Annotated in this window: 17 protein-coding genes; 14 read left to right on the top strand and 3 right to left on the bottom strand. The window is 69.5% G+C overall.

Annotation, left to right across the window (positions count from 1 at the left end):
- The first annotated feature begins 72 nt into the window (after positions 1-72).
- A complete protein-coding gene (locus K7396_RS14135) occupies positions 73-657 on the top strand; it encodes a 2'-5' RNA ligase family protein (RefSeq protein WP_086721833.1) in 585 nt (194 codons plus the stop codon).
- 232 nt (positions 658-889) lie between these two features.
- On the top strand, positions 890-1,834 hold the full coding sequence (locus tag K7396_RS14130) for a YihY/virulence factor BrkB family protein (protein WP_086721834.1): 945 nt from the start codon (positions 890-892) through the stop codon (positions 1,832-1,834).
- Positions 1,835-1,931: 97 nt separating this feature from the next.
- Here K7396_RS14130 and K7396_RS14125 read toward each other — a convergent pair whose 3' ends face one another.
- Positions 1,932-3,335 carry a D-alanyl-D-alanine carboxypeptidase family protein gene (locus tag K7396_RS14125; RefSeq protein WP_086721835.1) on the bottom strand — a complete coding sequence of 468 codons (1,404 nt, stop codon included), beginning with the start codon at positions 3,333-3,335 and terminating at the stop codon, positions 1,932-1,934.
- 10 nt (positions 3,336-3,345) lie between these two features.
- On the opposite strand from K7396_RS14125, the gene K7396_RS14120 reads away from it, so the two are divergent.
- The 12 genes from K7396_RS14120 (at position 3,346) to K7396_RS14065 (ending at position 13,073) form a co-directional block, all read left to right on the top strand.
- Positions 3,346-3,636 (top strand): SCO4848 family membrane protein, encoded by a 291-nt coding sequence (locus tag K7396_RS14120; RefSeq protein WP_086721836.1) that lies wholly within the window; start codon positions 3,346-3,348, stop codon positions 3,634-3,636.
- Between the two features lie 21 nt (positions 3,637-3,657).
- A complete protein-coding gene (locus tag K7396_RS14115) occupies positions 3,658-4,956 on the top strand; it encodes a metallophosphoesterase (protein ID WP_152104685.1) in 1,299 nt (432 codons plus the stop codon).
- A 218-nt stretch (positions 4,957-5,174) separates the two neighbouring features.
- Complete coding sequence (locus tag K7396_RS14110; RefSeq protein WP_086721283.1) at positions 5,175-5,486, top strand: hypothetical protein; 312 nt, start codon at positions 5,175-5,177, stop codon at positions 5,484-5,486.
- Between the two features lie 54 nt (positions 5,487-5,540).
- The gene (locus K7396_RS14105; RefSeq protein ID WP_086721284.1) at positions 5,541-6,965 is read left to right on the top strand and encodes a WXG100 family type VII secretion target; all 1,425 of its coding nucleotides are present in this window, start codon (positions 5,541-5,543) and stop codon (positions 6,963-6,965) included.
- Between the two features lie 116 nt (positions 6,966-7,081).
- On the top strand, positions 7,082-8,266 hold the full coding sequence (locus K7396_RS14100; RefSeq protein ID WP_086721285.1) for a S8 family peptidase: 1,185 nt from the start codon (positions 7,082-7,084) through the stop codon (positions 8,264-8,266).
- A gap of 108 nt (positions 8,267-8,374) precedes the next feature.
- Positions 8,375-8,695: a hypothetical protein gene (locus tag K7396_RS14095; RefSeq protein ID WP_086721286.1), complete on the top strand. Its 321-nt coding sequence runs from the start codon at positions 8,375-8,377 to the stop codon at positions 8,693-8,695.
- Positions 8,696-8,756: 61 nt separating this feature from the next.
- Complete coding sequence (locus K7396_RS14090) at positions 8,757-9,989, top strand: putative T7SS-secreted protein (RefSeq protein ID WP_223659941.1); 1,233 nt, start codon at positions 8,757-8,759, stop codon at positions 9,987-9,989.
- 110 nt (positions 9,990-10,099) lie between these two features.
- Entirely contained in the window at positions 10,100-10,468 is a 369-nt protein-coding gene (locus tag K7396_RS14085; protein ID WP_143589258.1) for a hypothetical protein, read from the top strand.
- Between the two features lie 88 nt (positions 10,469-10,556).
- Entirely contained in the window at positions 10,557-10,730 is a 174-nt protein-coding gene (locus tag K7396_RS14080) for a hypothetical protein (RefSeq protein WP_158101197.1), read from the top strand.
- A gap of 28 nt (positions 10,731-10,758) precedes the next feature.
- Positions 10,759-11,403, top strand: coding sequence for a hypothetical protein (locus K7396_RS14075; RefSeq protein WP_086721289.1), 645 nt, complete (start codon positions 10,759-10,761; stop codon positions 11,401-11,403).
- A gap of 84 nt (positions 11,404-11,487) precedes the next feature.
- Positions 11,488-11,994: an FBP domain-containing protein gene (locus K7396_RS14070; protein WP_086721290.1), complete on the top strand. Its 507-nt coding sequence runs from the start codon at positions 11,488-11,490 to the stop codon at positions 11,992-11,994.
- Between the two features lie 251 nt (positions 11,995-12,245).
- A complete protein-coding gene (locus K7396_RS14065; RefSeq protein WP_223659940.1) occupies positions 12,246-13,073 on the top strand; it encodes a hypothetical protein in 828 nt (275 codons plus the stop codon).
- On the opposite strand, the gene K7396_RS14060 is transcribed toward K7396_RS14065, so the two are convergent.
- Both K7396_RS14060 and sdhA read right to left on the bottom strand, forming a co-directional pair.
- Positions 13,057-13,830 carry a succinate dehydrogenase iron-sulfur subunit gene (locus K7396_RS14060; RefSeq protein ID WP_086720445.1) on the bottom strand — a complete coding sequence of 258 codons (774 nt, stop codon included), beginning with the start codon at positions 13,828-13,830 and terminating at the stop codon, positions 13,057-13,059. The genes K7396_RS14065 and K7396_RS14060 overlap by 17 nt on opposite strands.
- Positions 13,830-15,584 carry a succinate dehydrogenase flavoprotein subunit gene (sdhA, locus tag K7396_RS14055; RefSeq protein WP_086720444.1) on the bottom strand — a complete coding sequence of 585 codons (1,755 nt, stop codon included), beginning with the start codon at positions 15,582-15,584 and terminating at the stop codon, positions 13,830-13,832. The genes K7396_RS14060 and sdhA overlap by 1 nt, the downstream gene beginning before the upstream one ends.
- Between the last annotated feature and the right edge of the window lie 10 nt (positions 15,585-15,594).

Below are 15,594 nucleotides of genomic sequence, written 5' to 3'. Positions count from 1 at the left end.
GCGAGGGGCGCGCACCCGGCACACTAAGAAGGTGCGCGAGCGCGCCGCCCATACGTCAGGAGGGAGAACGCCGTGGGGACCGTAACGCTGGGCGTTTCGATCGCGGTCCCGGAGCCGTACGGCAGCTTCCTCCAGAGGCAGCGCGAGGGCTTCGGGGACCTGGCCGCACCCGGCATCCCCACCCACATCACCCTCCTCCCGCCGACCGAGGTCCGCACCGAGGCGCTGCCCGGCATCGAACGCCACCTCTCCGAGGTCGCGGCCGGCTGCCGCCCCTTCCCGCTGCGCCTCGAAGGCACCGGGACCTTCCGGCCGCTCTCCCCGGTCGTCTACGTCAAGGTCACCGAGGGCGTGACGGGCTGCACCGCCCTCCAGGCCCGGATCCGCACGGCGTCCGGCCCCTGCGCACGGGAGCTGCAGTTCCCCTACCACCCGCATGTGACGGTCGCCCACGGCACCGACGAGGAGTCCATGGACCGCGCCCAGGCCGGCCTCAGGGACTTCTGCGCGACCTGGACGATAAGCGGCTTCGCGCTCTACGAGCAGGGCCCGGACGCGGTGTGGCGCCTTGAGCGGGAGTACCCCTTCGGACCGCAGACCGCCGCCGTCCCGCGCCAGGCCGTGGACCTCTCCCGGCCGCCTGCCCCGTCCTGCTGAGCGGCTGAACGGCTGAGCGGTGCCGGCTGCCCGTGGAGCGGCCGGCTCGTCGCCCGTACTGTCTGCCGCGGCGCCCCCCCCCGCTCCCGTACGGGCGCCCCGCTGCCCGGATACCCGGAGGTCAGGGCGCGTCCTTCCGATCGGCCCGGCCGGCCGCCTGACATCCTGCACACACCGGCGGGCACAAGGTCACCAGGGCACCGGACGCCTGGGACCGCACGAGGGGAACGCCATGGACTGGTTGAGCAAACTGCCGGTGATCGGACCGGCCGTCAGCTGGCTGATGACCACGCACCTGTGGCACGCCTACGAGCGGATGCTCCGGGTGCACTGGACCCGGCTCGCCGCCGCGATCACCTTCACCAGCTTCGTCGCGCTCTTCCCGCTGCTCACCGTCGCCGCCGCGATCGGCGCGGCCCTGCTCAGCGACGCCCGGCTGCACACCCTGGAAGACAAGATCGCCGAGCAGCTCCCCGGCATCTCGGGACAGCTCGACATCGCCGCCCTCGTCGACAACGCCACCACCATCGGCCTGGTCGCCGCTGCCGCGCTGCTGCTCACCGGCATCGGCTGGGTCGAGTCGCTGCGCGACTGCCTGCGCGCCGTATGGGAGAAGGACAACGAGAAGGCCAACTTCTTCGTCGGCAAGCTCCGCGACGGCGTGCTGCTGCTCGGCGTGGGCGGCGTCGCCGTGCTCTCCCTCGCCTGCTCGACCTTCGCCAGCGCCGCGGTCGGCAAGGTGGCCGAGGCGATCGGCCTGCCGGAGAACGGCATCGGCAGCATCCTGCTCTCGGCCGCCGGGTTCGTCATCGCCGTCCTCGCGGACTTCCTGCTGCTCGCCTACATACTGACCAGGCTCCCCGGCGTCCACCCGCCGCGCCGCGCCGTCGTGATCGCCGGCCTGCTCGGCGCCGTCGGCTTCGAACTGCTGAAGCTGCTGCTCAGCGGCTACCTCCAGGGCGTCGCCTCGCGCAGCATGTACGGCGCCTTCGGCACCCCGATCGCACTCCTGCTGTGGATCAACTTCACCGCCAAGCTGCTGGTGTACTGCGCCTCCTGGACGGCCACGGAGGGGGAGGAACACGAGCAGGACACGGAGCTGAAGGTGCCGGACGAGCCGGACCGGCCGGAGGGGCCCGAGCGACCGGAGGGGCGGGAGCGGCCCCGGGCGGCCTGAGACCGGCCGCCTTCGGGGCTCGTACGGGGACCGTGCCGGGCCCGTACGGGGGCGGGCACCCGGCCGGGCCCGCCTCCCGCCCGTACCGCCCCCTCGCTCACTTCCGGGACTGACCGCCCCGCAGCGGCCGGCGCCGGCGGACGGCGAACGCCACGACGCCCAGCACCGCCAGCACGGCGCTGGCGATGCCCACCGCGGTCCAGGCGCCGCCCGCGCCGCCGGTGCCGTTCAGCGCGGCCTGGGTGCTCTTGTCCGCGCCCTTGCCCTTGCCCTTGGCGCTCACCGCGCCGGTGCCGTCGTCCTCGCTCCGGGGGCCGACGAGCCGGCCGACCGGGTCCACCTTGTCGGCCGCGGCGAAGCCCCAGTCGAGCAGCCTGGCGGCCTCCCGGTAGGCCTCGTTGTGCTCCTTCTTCTCCGGGTTCATGACCGTGACGAGGAGCTTGCGGTCGCCGCGGTGGGCCACACCGGTGAAGGTCGACCCCGCGTTGGTGGTGGAGCCGTTCTTCACCCCCGCGATCCCCGGGTACGGCTTGATGTCGTAATCGCCGCTGAGCAGCCGGTTGGTGTTCTGGATGCCGAACGTCGCCCGCTTGCCGCCCTTGCCCTTGTCGCCGGGGAACTGCGCGCTGGCCGTCGAGCAGTACTCGCGGAAGTCGGCGTTCTGCAGCCCCGACCTGGCGAACAGGCTCAGGTCGTACGCGCTGGAGACCTGGCCCGGCGCGTCGTAGCCGTCCGGCGTCACCACATGGGTGTCGTTGGCGTTCAGTTCCTTCGCGTGCTTCTGCATCTGCCGGACGGTGGCCTCGGTGCCGCCGTTCATCGCCGAGAGCGTGTGCACCGCGTCGTTGCCGGACCGCAGGAAGACGCCCAGCCACAGGTCGTGGACGGTGTAGCTCAGGTTCTCCTTTATCCCCACGAGGCTGCTGCCGGCGCCCATGCCCGCCAGGTCGGCGGGCTTGACCGTGTGCTTCTGGTCCTTGGGGAACTTCGGCAGCACCGTGTCGGCGAACAGCATCTTCAGCGTGCTGGCGGGCGCGAGCTGCCAGTGCGGGTTCTTGGCGGCCAGCACCTTGCCGGAGGCGGCGTCGGAGATGATCCACGAGCGGGCGGTGAGCTCGTCCGGCCCCGGCAGTTTCGGGGAGCCGGGCCGCGGCGCCACCTGGACGCCGGGCGTGCCCAGCCGGTCACCGCCGATCTGCGACATCTTCGCCGGCGGCGCGGGGGTCTTGGGATCGGCGTGCGCGGTGCCGGCCAGCAGCGGGGAGGCCAGCAGTCCGGAGGCGGCCAGCGCGGCGGCGGTGCGCAGGGGGAGGCCGGTGCGCGCCGCACGGCCGGCCGCGGCCGGGGCAGCCGATGCGGTGGGGGCGGTCGGATCGGTGGAAGCCGTGGAAGCACAGAAGGTCGTCGGCACGTCGGTGAACGTACCCGTCTTTGTCCGGGACGCCGACAGCACCCCACGGAAGAGTGCCCCTGCCGACCGCCGGATGGAGCCGCTGCCCATACTGGGATGTATGAAGCTCTCTCGCCCCGTGTCCTGGTTCCTGCTCGCCTTCGGGGTGTGGAGCTGGTTCATCTGGATCACTTTCGTCAAAAACCTCTGGAAGGACGGGAGCGGCCTCGCCTTCGATGCTGCGGGTGACCCGACTGCCTACTTCTGGGTGCATCTCGCGCTCGCGGTGGCTTCCTTTCTCTTGGGGACGGCCATCGGCGTGATCGGGTTCCGTGGCGTCCGGGCCCTGCGCCGCGAGGCCGCACCGGGCACGTCCGACCAGCCCCCCGCCCCCACCTCGTCCGCCTCCTGACCCCGGGCACGGGGAGACGCCGTGATCTTCGCCCTGATCGTGATCCCGGTCCTCGGACTGTTCTTCGGCGTGCACCGCTACCTGTGGTGCCGGCTCGTCCGCGACACCACCACGCCCGGCAGCCGCCCCCGCCGCGCGGGCACCGCCGCCGCCTTCGTCCTCCCCGTGCTCACCCTCGCCGCCCTGCTGGCCGGCCGGGCCGGCGCGCCCTTCCCCCTCCAGCGGGCACTGGCCTGGCCCGGCTACCTCTGGCTGGCGCTGGTGCTCTACCTCACACTCGCGCTGCTGGCGGGCGAGGCGGTCCGGGCGGCGGGCCTCCGCCTCCTCCGCACCCGCGAGCCGGCCGAACCGACACCGCCGCCGCCCGCCACACGGGCCCCCGCCCGCGAGGACCTGGCCCCGTCTCCGGCCTCGTCTCCCTCCCCCTGCCCGTCCCCCTCCCCCTCTCCCACGCTTCTCCCGGCGGGCACCCCCGCCCTGCCGCCGACCGCCCCGCCGCCCCGCCGGCTCTTCCTCTCCCGGGCGGTCGCCGCGGGCGCCTCGCTCGCCGCCACGGCCGCCGTCGGCTACGGCACCGCGACCACCCTCGCCGGGCCGGTCGTGAAGCGGGTCACCGTGCCACTGGCCAAGCTGCCGCGCAGTGCCCACGGGTTCCGGATCGCCGTCGTCAGCGACATCCACCTGGGTCCGATCCTCGGCCGCGCCCACACCCGGCGGGTCGTCGAGACCATCAACCGCACCAACCCCGACCTGGTGGCCATCGTCGGCGACCTGGTCGACGGCAGCGTCGCCGACCTCGCCCCGGCCGCCGAGCCCCTGCGCGGCCTCCGCGCCCGCCACGGCGCCTACTTCGTCACCGGCAACCACGAGTACTACTCCGGCGCCGGCTCCTGGGTCGACCACGTAAGGGAGTTGGGCATCCACCCGCTGGAGAACGCCCGCACCGAACTCCCCGGCTTCGACCTCGCCGGCGTCAACGACGTCACCGGCCAGACCGAACAGGCGGGCCCGGACTACGACCAGGCCCTGTCCGGCCGGGACCCGTCCCGCGCCGTCGTCCTGATGGCCCACCAGCCGGTCACCATCCACGACACCGTGCGGTTCGGCGTGGACCTCCAGCTCTCCGGCCACACCCACGGCGGCCAGATGTGGCCCTTCACCTACATCGCCGCCGCCACCAACCCCACCGTCGCCGGCCTGGAGCGCTATGGCGACACCCAGCTCTACGTCACCCGCGGCGCCGGCGCCTGGGGACCCCCGGTACGTCTGGGCGCCCCACCGGACGTGACGGTGGTCGAACTGGCCTCGCTGCGGGCGTGATCGCTACGGTGATCACCGAATGGATCGGTTGCGCCGTGAAGGTAACAACCCCTCTACAAAGTGCGGCGCCATCCTGCGTTAATCCGGACAGATACCGACATTCGATCTTGCAGCGACAGCGGCCAACTCCCTAGTATTTATTGACTTCATATTGTCCCTGGCGTGACGGCTCTGCAGGGCAGTGCGGGCGGGGCGATCGGGGAACGGGGAGAGCGGTAATGAGCGAGCGGTTCAAGGTCGATCTCGACGAACTGGACGGCGTGGTGCGCCAGCTCCGGCACCTTCGGGCCGATATGGATGAACCCAGCCAGAAGGTGAAATACAGCACGACGATCCCGAAGTCGGCATTCGGCGTCGATTTCCTGGAGGCGGGGAGCCTCGCCCAGGCCCATGACGGCATGCAGGAGTACATGTCGCAGGTCATCAATGCGCTCCAGGACCTCATCCACAAGTTCGGTGAGAAGACGGAAGCAAGCCGGGGCGCTTACGAGGACCAGGAGCACGAGACGAAGACGTCGATGAACGGCTGACCTGGTCGCTGGACGCACGGACGAGAGACGGAGCTGAGATGAAGGGGGGCCTGCATGGTTGACGCCAAGCAGGAGTACGACAACGCCAAGGCGATGGAGCAGCAGCGCAAGAACCAGGAGCGTGAAGAGCGGCTGAAGTCGTTCAAGGGGCAGCATCTGACCCCCCGTTCGCCTTCCGACTTCCATCACCACGGCATCAACGCACTCCGCGCAATGATCGCCAACGCCAACCCCGAGGCGATCGAGACCTCCGGCCAGCACTGGCGCGCCTCCGCCGACCGGCTCGGCGGCCAGGACGGCCAGGGCGGCATCCGCAAGTCCTTCATGGACGCCGTCGATCACGCCACCGCGCACTGGGAGGGCTCGGCGGCCGAGGCCTTCCGCAGGGAGGCCGGCAAGGTCCTGGAGAAGATCGACCGGACCTACCAGCACTCCCGCAACGTCGAGTCCACGCTCATCGGTTCGCGCTCCTCGGGCCCCGAGGTCGGTGTCGCGCACAACCTGCGCCAGGCCAAGCAGACCATGTCAAAGATCCATGACCCGGGTCTCATGGACCGGGCCAAGGACGACAGCGGCGACGACAGCCAGTTCAAGCGGGACATGCAGAACCCGAAGATGGACACCCGCATGGCGCTGGAGCTCAACCGGGACAACCTGTCCCTGAGCAAGGAGCGTCAGGTTGAGGCGGTCATCGTCATGGACGAACTGGCGGCGCACTACGAGGGGCACGGCAAGCGGCTCAACGAGGGGATCGAGCCGGGCGGTCCCGGGGACGACTGGCCGAAGCCGCCGTCCTCCACCCCGCCGCCGCCTCCCGTGCGGATGCCGGTGGTCGGCGGCACCCACCCGAAGAAGTCGTCGTCTGACTCGGACACGCCCAACGGCGCGGGCGGCCACGCCGTTCCGAAGGGCTTCGACAGCCCGCACCACGTGACGCGGCCCGAGGTGCCGGTGACGACGGGGCTGGACGGCGTGCAGGGCGGCACCCTCGCTCCGTCGACGGGTCCCGGTGCCATCAACGGCGGGATGACCGGCGGCAGTCACGGTGTGTCCGGTGGTACCGGCGGCGGCTTCCCCGGCGGTGCGCTGGGGCCCGGGGCCATCGGCGCGGCGGGTGCCATCGGCGCCGGCGGTATGCGCGGCGGTGGCGGTATGCGCGGCGGCGGTATGCCGGGTGCCGGGCTCGGTGCGGGCAAGGCGGGCGCCGCCGGCGCGGCCGGCCGTGGCGGTCCGCAGGCACGTACCCGTGGCGGACTGGTCGGCAAGCCGGGCGGCCCGGCGGGCGGCACCAAGCAGGGCGGCTCCGGGCTGCACCGCAGCCGCGGCGGCAACCAGGCCGGTATGGCAGGCGCCGCCGGCGCGAAGGGCAAGGGCAAGGGGGACAAGGAGCGCACCACCGGACAGCGCCCCGACTACCTCGTCGAGGACGAGGAGACCTGGACCCCGCAACGTAATGTGGCCCCTCGCGTCATCGAATGAGGCGGCGATAACGTCACCTGCGGCCTAGAGGCACGGCCCCGCACTCCCACGTGTGCGGGGCCTTTCCTCAGACGGAACAAATGCCGCTCGGACAGCACGGCAAGAAGGAGCGAAGGATGAGGGTCCCCCGAACACTGCGCGCGACGGTGGGTGCTGCGCTGACCGGAGCGCTGCTGCTTGCCTCGGGCGGTACGGCTTCCGCAGACCAGGTGCGCAAGGATCTGTGGCCGTTGGAGGCATTCGGGGCCCAGCAGCTCTGGAAGGACGCCACCGGCAAGGGCGTGACGGTCGCCGTGCTCGACAGCGGCTTCCGCACGACCCACCAGGACCTGAAGGGCCAGTTCCTTCCCGGGCCGGACTTCGGAAAGGCGACGGAAGCCGAGGGCGCCAAGCATCTTTCCGGCAGTGAGGACATCCGGGACCACGGCACCGCCATGGCCGGGATCATCGCGGGGCACGGACACGGCCCGAACGGCTCCGAGGGCGTCAAGGGGCTGGCGCCGGACGCGAAGATCCTTCCCGTCCCGGAGTACAAGAACAGCGGACAGGCCACCCGGTGGGCCGTGGACCACGGTGCGGACGTCATCAACATGTCCTATGGCGGGGACATGGAGGGTGACACGTGCGAGTCCATCCAGTACGCCCTCCAGAAGGGTGCCGTGGTCGTGGCGGCCGCGGGCAACGACGGCTGGTCCCGGAAGAGCTACCCGGTGGGCTGCAAGGGGGCGATCGGTGTCGGCTCGGTCAACGAGTACGGCGAAGCCTCCGACGACAACAACTACAACTCGGACATGGACCTGCTCGCCCCCGGCGTGAAGGTCCCCGTGGCGATGGGCAAGAGCGACTCCGACTACCGCACGTCCGCAGACGGCAGTTCCGCCGCCACGGCCTACGTCTCCGCGGCCGCGGCCCTCCTCAAGCAGAAGTTCCCCGATCTCACGCCGGGCCAGATCGCCAACCGCCTGGTGAAGACCGCCGGACTGGCACAGGCCGAGAAGGACAAGAACCTCAAGCTGCCCGACACCCACTACGGCTACGGCTTCATCCAGCCCGGCCCGGCCCTGCGGCGCGACATCCCGGCAGGCCCGGCGCAGGGCCCGCTGCCGATGCCCGATGCCAAGGACTCCACCCAGAACCCGGCCGGCCAGAACTTCGACCCCGACCCCCCCATGGGCGGCAAGCAGGCCATCATGCTCTACGGCGGTATCGGCCTCGGCGTGGTCCTCGTCGCCGGCATCATCATCGGCGTCGTGGTCGCCGTCCGCCGCCGCAACAACCCCCGCAACCAGGCCTGGGGCTGAGCCCGGGACATAGCGCTGCCACGGTCGTCCGCTCCCAACTGGCCGCGGCGCATGCCTCGGACACGCATCGAACATGCAGTAGCTACATCAATTGGGGAATTGAGCTTCATGGGAAAGCAATTTGCAACGGACGTAAACCAGTTGGGACAGTTCCTCACCACGCTTGAGGGCTGTGTCCGTGAACTCAATGAAGCTCGTTCGGCTTTGGCGCATGTACGTGCCGACCAGATTGGCACCGATCGGCTCGACGAAGCGTGCGACGGATTTCAGGAGCGCTGGAAGTACGGGTCCGAGCAGACCAAGAAAATGATCGATGCCATCAGCGAGGGTGTGAAGGCGACCAAACAGAACTATCAAGAGGTCGAGGACGCCTTGGAGAAGACGCTCACACAGATCGCCAAGAAAACTTCCGGTGGGGCTGCAAAGTAATGACGCAGAACCCATACACGCATCTTGGGTGGAACCCGGTGCCCGGTGCCCGGTGCCCGGTGTGCCCGCCGAAGTCGGCGCGCTGCAGCACAAGGTCAGCACTGCGGCGACCGCACTGCGCAGCTGCCACCAGCAGATCCAGAAGCTCATAGGCGAGAGCAGCTACTGGCAGGGCGACGCGGCGGAAGCGTTCCGTGATGCCCTCGACGGCGAATTGCCGACGTACATCAAGAACGCGGCCCGCTCATTGGAGAAGGCCGCAGTCCAGTTGAAGAACTGGGACGAGCACCTTTCCTCCAACCGCGATCTGGCGCGGAAGTACGACGAAGCGGCCGCCGAGAAGAAGACCGCGGTGGAGCACGCCAAGTCGAAGCACGCCCAGGCCGCACAGCACCCGGACCTCAGGATCGCCGGCCAGGAGTTCCCGTCCCAGGCCGAGGCTGACGCGGCTACGGAACGGCTCCGGACGGCGGAACACAACCTCAATGCGGCGGCCGCCGAGCTGGACAAGGCCAATGAGTCGTACAGCGACGTCATCTCCAAGGCCCGAACCCTGGAGACCACCCACGCGGATCAGGCAGGCACGGTCGCCGGCGAGCTCGACGGCGCCACGGACAAGCTTGCCCCGAAGGAACCGAACTGGCTGAGCAAGGCCGTCGACGCGATCTGGAACGGCATCAAAGAAGTCGGCGATTTCCTGTATGAGCATGCCGGGACCATCGGGGCAATCGCTGGCTTGCTGGCGCTGTTTCCGACGCCGCTGACCCCGCTCTTCGCCGGCATTGCGGTGGTGGCGAGCGCGGCGTCCATGACCAAGAACCTCTCCGATCCTGAATTCAGAGACGCCTTGATGTTCAAGGGGAGCGGAATGGAGATCTTCTCGGCGTATGCCTCGATGGCCGGAGACACCGTTGGCATGATCCCCGGAGGGTCGGCACTTGCTGCTGCGGGGCGGGAAGTCGCCGACGGTGTGGGTCTGGCCGGACGGCTGGGGGTAGGGGTGACGGGCGCTGAAAAGGGAGCAGCGTTCTGCAGGGAAATTGTCCCGGCCTTCAAGTCGAACGCGGTTTCCGAGGCAACCGAGGCGTGGGACGCGGCTCGTGCGTCCGCCAGCGGCTCCGCCAAAATGATGGGCGCCCTCAGTGCCGGCGGATTGAACGTCGGGGCCAACATGATGTCGTCCATGGAGAGTCTGGGAGTCCTTCCGGAGGAAGGGGCGGGCCACAATTCCGCGGAGAGCACCAAGGCGGCCGCTACAGCGCATGACATCGCCGGCTTGTTCGGCTTGCTGTGAGCCGGGTTGATGCCCTCCTCGAAAGGTGAAATGCGGTAGTGACTGAACTCCCTATGGAACCGACGACCAGCTTGCCCCCGGTCTACTGGTACGGGCTTCCACACGGATACATGCCGTTGGACCTCGATCCTCCGATCGAGAAGCTGACGGCGCTGGTGAACGACATCCTCGCCCTGCCTGAGGAGACCAGGGGCGAGGCAGAGCGCGTGCTCCGGCTCTACGCCGGTGTGGTGACGGCGCTGAATTTTCATGACGTTCAGGGCTGCGCTATCGGGGTGCACCCCGATGACGAGTGCGGTTTCGCCCAGTCCGTTCTGACGTTCTCCACCGTATCTGCGTCGGGCGTGAACGCGACCTTGGCGCTGGCCGACCTGGCGGTGGCGGCCGCCCAGGAACCGGACAAGGACGCAGCCTCTGGAGCTTCCGTGCGGCACGGGCTTCCTCGCTGTCGAGACTCGCAGCACTGTCGCGCCGGGTAGGCCTCCCGAGGAGGACGGTAGTTTCTCCGAGGAGCCGGTCTGGCAGGGCACGATCGCGGTATCCGGCCCCGGCACGTCCGACATCGTCGTGGTGCAGCTGGTCACGCCAGCTTTGGAACTGGCCGACGAATACCGGGATGTGCTGTTGGGTGTCGGGCATACGGTGTCGTTCACAGACCCGTCGCCTGCCGAAAGGGCGGATGGGGCCGGTGCTACGGGCTCGGGCGCCGCGGCCGATACGACGAAGAACCCGTTCGGATAGCTGTGGGCTGATCCAGAAGGAGAATGTCATGCCGTACGACGCGCGCACACCGGCACCACCCGAGGCTCCGGACGTGGTGCAGGTGCTGAAGGCTAATTACCGTGCCCTGATCGGGCTCTTTGCTCTGCGTCTTCTGATCACCGCGTTGTTGGTGGCAATCCCGGTCGCATTGTCCCGCGCGACCGGGTCAAACTCCGTCATTCTCACCGTGCCCATCGTTCCCGGGGTGTTCCTCTTCATCTACACGGTGTACCGCTTCGCTCACGGGCTGCGGGTGTTCCAGTGCGCGAGAGTACTTCGCGCCTATCCGATGGTGTTCCATCCACGGGTCGTCAAGAAGAGTGAGCGGCGGACCCGGTACGGCAACGTCTTCGAGATCCGTGTGACGACGCGCGGACAGCACGGGGCGCCACTGATGCTGGCGGTCAACGCGACCGGCCGCCGCCGCTGGCCGCAGAGCACGGAAGCGGGTGTGTGGCTCGCCGGCGACCTGCCCTTCGGCGGCGTCATGGTGATGCCGGGAGGCAAGGAGATGTTCTTCCTGAAGCCGGCGGACTGGGACAAGACAGCACGCGGTCGTGACGAGGCAGGCCCTGAGCGCCTCGCACGGGCACAGCAGGCGAAGCTCACAGACAGGACGAAGCACGCCGTGATGATGCGGTCGGGCGCCTGAGACCAGCACGAATGCCGCCTTCAGGGGCCCGGCAGCAAATAACGGGATGACGTCCCCGTGTCCCCGCTGTTAACTTCCCAGATCATGGACCCCGTTGGTGAAAAAGAAATACGCGCCTCCTTTGTGAATTGTTCGAAGGGGGAGGCGAGCAGGATTCATCTGCCGGTGGGGCTGTCCGAACTCCCCTGGGGGGAGCTGGATTTTCTGGGCTGGCGTGATCCGGGGGCGCCGGACCGCAGTTATCTGGTGGCGCCGCGCGGCGATGCGCTGGTCGGGGTGACGCTGCGGGTGCCGCAGGGCGTGCGGCGGAGCTTTACGAAGACGACGGTGTGCTCGGTCTGTGTGACCGGGCACCCGGGGTCCGGTGTCAGCCTGCTCGCCGCGCGCCGGGCCGGTCCCTCGGGGCGGCAGGGGAACACGGTCGGGACGTATCTGTGCGCCGACCTCGCCTGCTCCCTCTACGTACGGGGCCGCAAGAAGTCCCAGCTCGCCGGGCGGCACGAGGAGACGCTGCCGCTGGAGGAGCGGATCGCCCGTACCGTGCGGAACCTGGATGCCTTCCTGGACAAGGTCCTTGAGGGGGAGCGGTAGCGGGCCGGACCGGAGCGGGATCGTTCAACACCCGCCCCACCAAAGGATCATTCAACAACCGCCCCAGCAAGGCCCACCCAACTCCCGCCCCCCAAGGGATCGTTCCTCTCCCGCCCCACGAACCGCCCGCACCCCAAACTCCCCAATGCTACCCACCGGTTCCGCTTGCCTCCGTGTACGCGTCGGACAGATCCTCGTGTCCACGCCGCCGGGGCAGGGCGGCGCGGCGGCAGCGGAAGCAGGGGGACGATGTGCTGCGAGTGCACTTCACCGCGCAGGATCTGGCGCGTACGCGCGTGGCCGACGGGGCCGATCCGCTCTGGGAGACCGTGCTGAGCCTGCACACCCTGCGGGAGAGCCGGGGCGATCCGGCGCTGGCGGCCTGGCGGCAGCACGCCGTGCGGCACGGGCCGGGGCCGCTGCGGACGCTGTTCGCGCTGGTCCCGCCGTACGGCTACTTCCCGGACTTCCTCACCCCGGCCGCGTCCCAGTACGGGGTCGAGCCGGGCCTGGAGGCCGTGATGAGCACCCCGCGGCAGCGGCTGCGGACCGAGGTGACGCGGCTGTCGGGACACCGGGCGCTGCCGGGGTGGGCGCGCGGCATCGGCGAGGGCGAGCCGGCCGCGCTGCGGCAGCTCGCGCGCAGCCTGCGGACGTACCACCACCTGGCGGTGGCGCCGGCCTGGGAGCGGATCGCCCAACGGGTGGGCGCGGACCGGGAGTTGCGCAGGCACGCGGTGGCGCAGTCCGGGGTGGAGGCGATGCTGCGGACGTTCGGGGCGCCGATGCGCTGGCGGCCGCCGGTGCTGGAGGTCGGCTATCCGGTGGAGCGGGACCTGCACCTGCAGGGCCGGGGGCTGGTCTTCGTCCCCTCGTACTTCTGCTGCGACCACCCGCTGGCGCTGGTGGACGACGCGCTGCCGCCGGTGCTGGTCTACCCGGCGCGGGAGACGGCGGACGGACAGGCCGAAGGGCCCCGCCTCCGGGGATACGGAGGAGAGGCCCTTCGGGACGTGCCGGCTCTGCTCGGCGGCCGGGTCGGGACCCGGATCGCCGCAGGGCTCAGAAGCGGCGGGTGATCAGCGCCCGCTTGACTTCCTGGATGGCCTTGGTGACCTCGATACCGCGCGGGCAGGCGTCCGTGCAGTTGAAGGTGGTCCGGCAGCGCCAGACCCCGTCCTTGTCGTTGAGGATCTCCAGGCGCTGCTCGCCGCCCTCGTCGCGCGAGTCGAAGATGAAGCGGTGCGCGTTGACGATCGCCGCCGGGCCGAAGTACTGGCCGTCGTTCCAGAACACCGGGCACGAGGACGTGCAGGCGGCGCACAGGATGCACTTGGTGGTGTCGTCGAAGCGCTCGCGGTCCTCGGCGGACTGGCGCCGCTCACGGGTCGGCTCGTTGCCGGTCGTGATGAGGAACGGCATCACGTCCCGGTACGCCTGGAAGAAGGGCTCCATGTCGACGACAAGGTCCTTCAGCACCGTGAGGCCCTTGATGGCCTCGACGGTGATCGGCTTCTCGGGGTTGATGTCCTTGATCAGCGTCTTGCAGGCGAGGCGGTTGCGGCCGTTGATGCGCATGGCGTCGGAGCCGCAGATGCCGTGGGCGCAGGAGCGGCGGAAGGTCAGCGACCCGTCCAGCTCCCACTTGATCTTGTGGAGGGCGTCCAGGACGCGCTCCTTGGGGTCGATCTCCAGCTGGAAGTCCTCCCAGCTGGCCTCCTCCGAGATCTCCGGGTTGAACCGGCGGATCCGGAAGGTGACCGTGATCAGGTGCGACGCGCCGTCCTCGGCCGCGGCCGGCGCCGCGGAGTTCTTGTCGAGAGTCGGGGTGCTCATCAGTACTTACGCTCCATCGGCTGGTAGCGGGTCTGCACGACCGGCTTGTAGTCGAGGCGGATCGACTCGGCGCCGTCTGCGCCCACCTCGCGGTACGCCATGGTGTGCCGCATGAAGTTGACGTCGTCGCGGTTGGGGTAGTCCTCGCGGTAGTGACCGCCGCGGGACTCCTTGCGGGCCAGCGCGGAGACCGCCATGACCTCGGCCAGGTCGAGCAGGTTGCCCAGCTCGATGGCCTCCAGCAGGTCGGTGTTGAACCGCTTGCCCTTGTCCTGGACGGACACGTTCAGGTAGCGCTCGCGCAGCTCGCCGATCTTCTCGACCGCGGTCTTGATCGTCTGCTCGGTGCGGAACACCATCACATTGGCGTCCATGCACTCCTGCAGCTCCTTGCGGATCTCGGTGACCCGCTCGGTGCCGTTGGAGTTGCGCAGCCGCTCGACCTGGTCGACGACCTGCCTGGCCGGGTCCTCGGGGAGCTCGACGAAGTCGGCCGTGGCCGAGTACTCCGCCGCCGCGATGCCGGCCCGGCGCCCGAAGACGTTGATGTCCAGGAGCGAGTTGGTGCCCAGGCGGTTGGCGCCGTGCACGGAGACACAGGCCACCTCGCCGGCGGCGTACAGGCCCGGCACGACGGTGGTGTTGTCGGCCAGCACCTCGCCCTCGACGTTGGTCGGGATGCCGCCCATGGCGTAGTGCGCGGTCGGCTGGATCGGGATCGGGTCCGTGTAGGGCTCGATGCCGAGGTAGGTCCGCGCGAACTCGGTGATGTCCGGGAGCTTGGCGTCCAGCTGCTCCGGCGGCAGGTGGGTCAGGTCCAGGAAGACGTGGTCGCCGTCCGGACCGCAGCCGCGGCCCTCGCGGATCTCCGTGTAGATGGAGCGCGAGACGACGTCACGCGAGGCGAGGTCCTTCATGACGGGCGCGTACTTCTCCATGAAGCGCTCGCCGTCCTTGTTGCGGAGGATGCCGCCCTCACCACGGGCGCCCTCCGTCAGCAGGATGCCCATGCGCCAGATGCCCGTCGGGTGGAACTGGAAGAACTCCATGTCCTCCAGGGGCAGCCCGCGGCGGTAGGCCGCGGCCTGGCCGTCGCCGGTCAGGGTGTGCGCGTTGGAGGTCACCTTGAAGAACTTGCCGGTGCCGCCGGACGCGAAGATGATCGACTTCGCCTGGAAGACGTGCACCTCGCCGGTGGCCAGCTCGTACGCCACGACGCCCGCGGACTTCTTGACGCCGTCGACGTCCTGGAGCAGCAGGTCGAGCACGTAGAACTCGTTGAAGAACTCCACGCCCTCCTTGACGCAGTTCTGGTACAGCGTCTGGAGGATCATGTGGCCGGTGCGGTCCGAGGCGTAGCAGGACCGGCGGACCGGGGCCTCACCGTGGTTGCGGGAGTGACCGCCGAAGCGGCGCTGGTCGATCGTGCCGTCCGGCGTGCGGTTGAACGGCAGGCCCATCTTCTCCAGGTCGAGGACCGAGTCGATGGCCTCCTTCGCGAGGATCTCGGCGGCGTCCTGGTCGACCAGGTAGTCGCCACCCTTGATCGTGTCGAAGGTGTGCCACTCCCAGTTGTCCTCCTCGACGTTCGCGAGGGCGGCGGCCATACCGCCCTGGGCGGCGCCGGTGTGGGAGCGGGTCGGGTAGAGCTTCGTCAGGACCGCGGTGCGGCTGCGCTTGGTCGACTCGATGGCCGCGCGCATGCCCGCGCCACCGGCGCCGACGATGACGGTGTCGTACTTGTGGATCTGCATGGTTCCAGTC

Origin of the sequence: Streptomyces angustmyceticus (assembly GCF_019933235.1) — a bacterium.
Lineage (GTDB): Bacteria > Actinomycetota > Actinomycetes > Streptomycetales > Streptomycetaceae > Streptomyces > Streptomyces angustmyceticus.
Note: the sequence above shows the minus strand (reverse complement) of the source record. Positions and strands in the feature narration are given on the sequence as shown.

Bases quoted from the DNA above. Each gene is read 5' to 3' on its own strand.
- K7396_RS14110 (WP_086721283.1), top strand. From the start codon at position 5,175: ATGAGCGAGCGGTTCAAGGTCGATCTCGACGAACTGGACGGCGTGGTG.
- K7396_RS14120 (WP_086721836.1), top strand. From the start codon at position 3,346: ATGAAGCTCTCTCGCCCCGTGTCCTGGTTCCTGCTCGCCTTCGGGGTG.
- K7396_RS14075 (WP_086721289.1), top strand. From the start codon at position 10,759: ATGCCGTACGACGCGCGCACACCGGCACCACCCGAGGCTCCGGACGTG.
- K7396_RS14125 (WP_086721835.1), bottom strand. From the start codon at position 3,335: ATGGGCAGCGGCTCCATCCGGCGGTCGGCAGGGGCACTCTTCCGTGGG.
- K7396_RS14095 (WP_086721286.1), top strand. From the start codon at position 8,375: ATGGGAAAGCAATTTGCAACGGACGTAAACCAGTTGGGACAGTTCCTC.
- K7396_RS14100 (WP_086721285.1), top strand. From the start codon at position 7,082: ATGAGGGTCCCCCGAACACTGCGCGCGACGGTGGGTGCTGCGCTGACC.
- K7396_RS14105 (WP_086721284.1), top strand. From the start codon at position 5,541: ATGGTTGACGCCAAGCAGGAGTACGACAACGCCAAGGCGATGGAGCAG.
- K7396_RS14130 (WP_086721834.1), top strand. From the start codon at position 890: ATGGACTGGTTGAGCAAACTGCCGGTGATCGGACCGGCCGTCAGCTGG.
- sdhA (WP_086720444.1), bottom strand. From the start codon at position 15,584: ATGCAGATCCACAAGTACGACACCGTCATCGTCGGCGCCGGTGGCGCG.
- K7396_RS14085 (WP_143589258.1), top strand. From the start codon at position 10,100: ATGCCGTTGGACCTCGATCCTCCGATCGAGAAGCTGACGGCGCTGGTG.
- K7396_RS14070 (WP_086721290.1), top strand. From the start codon at position 11,488: ATGGACCCCGTTGGTGAAAAAGAAATACGCGCCTCCTTTGTGAATTGT.
- K7396_RS14060 (WP_086720445.1), bottom strand. From the start codon at position 13,830: ATGAGCACCCCGACTCTCGACAAGAACTCCGCGGCGCCGGCCGCGGCC.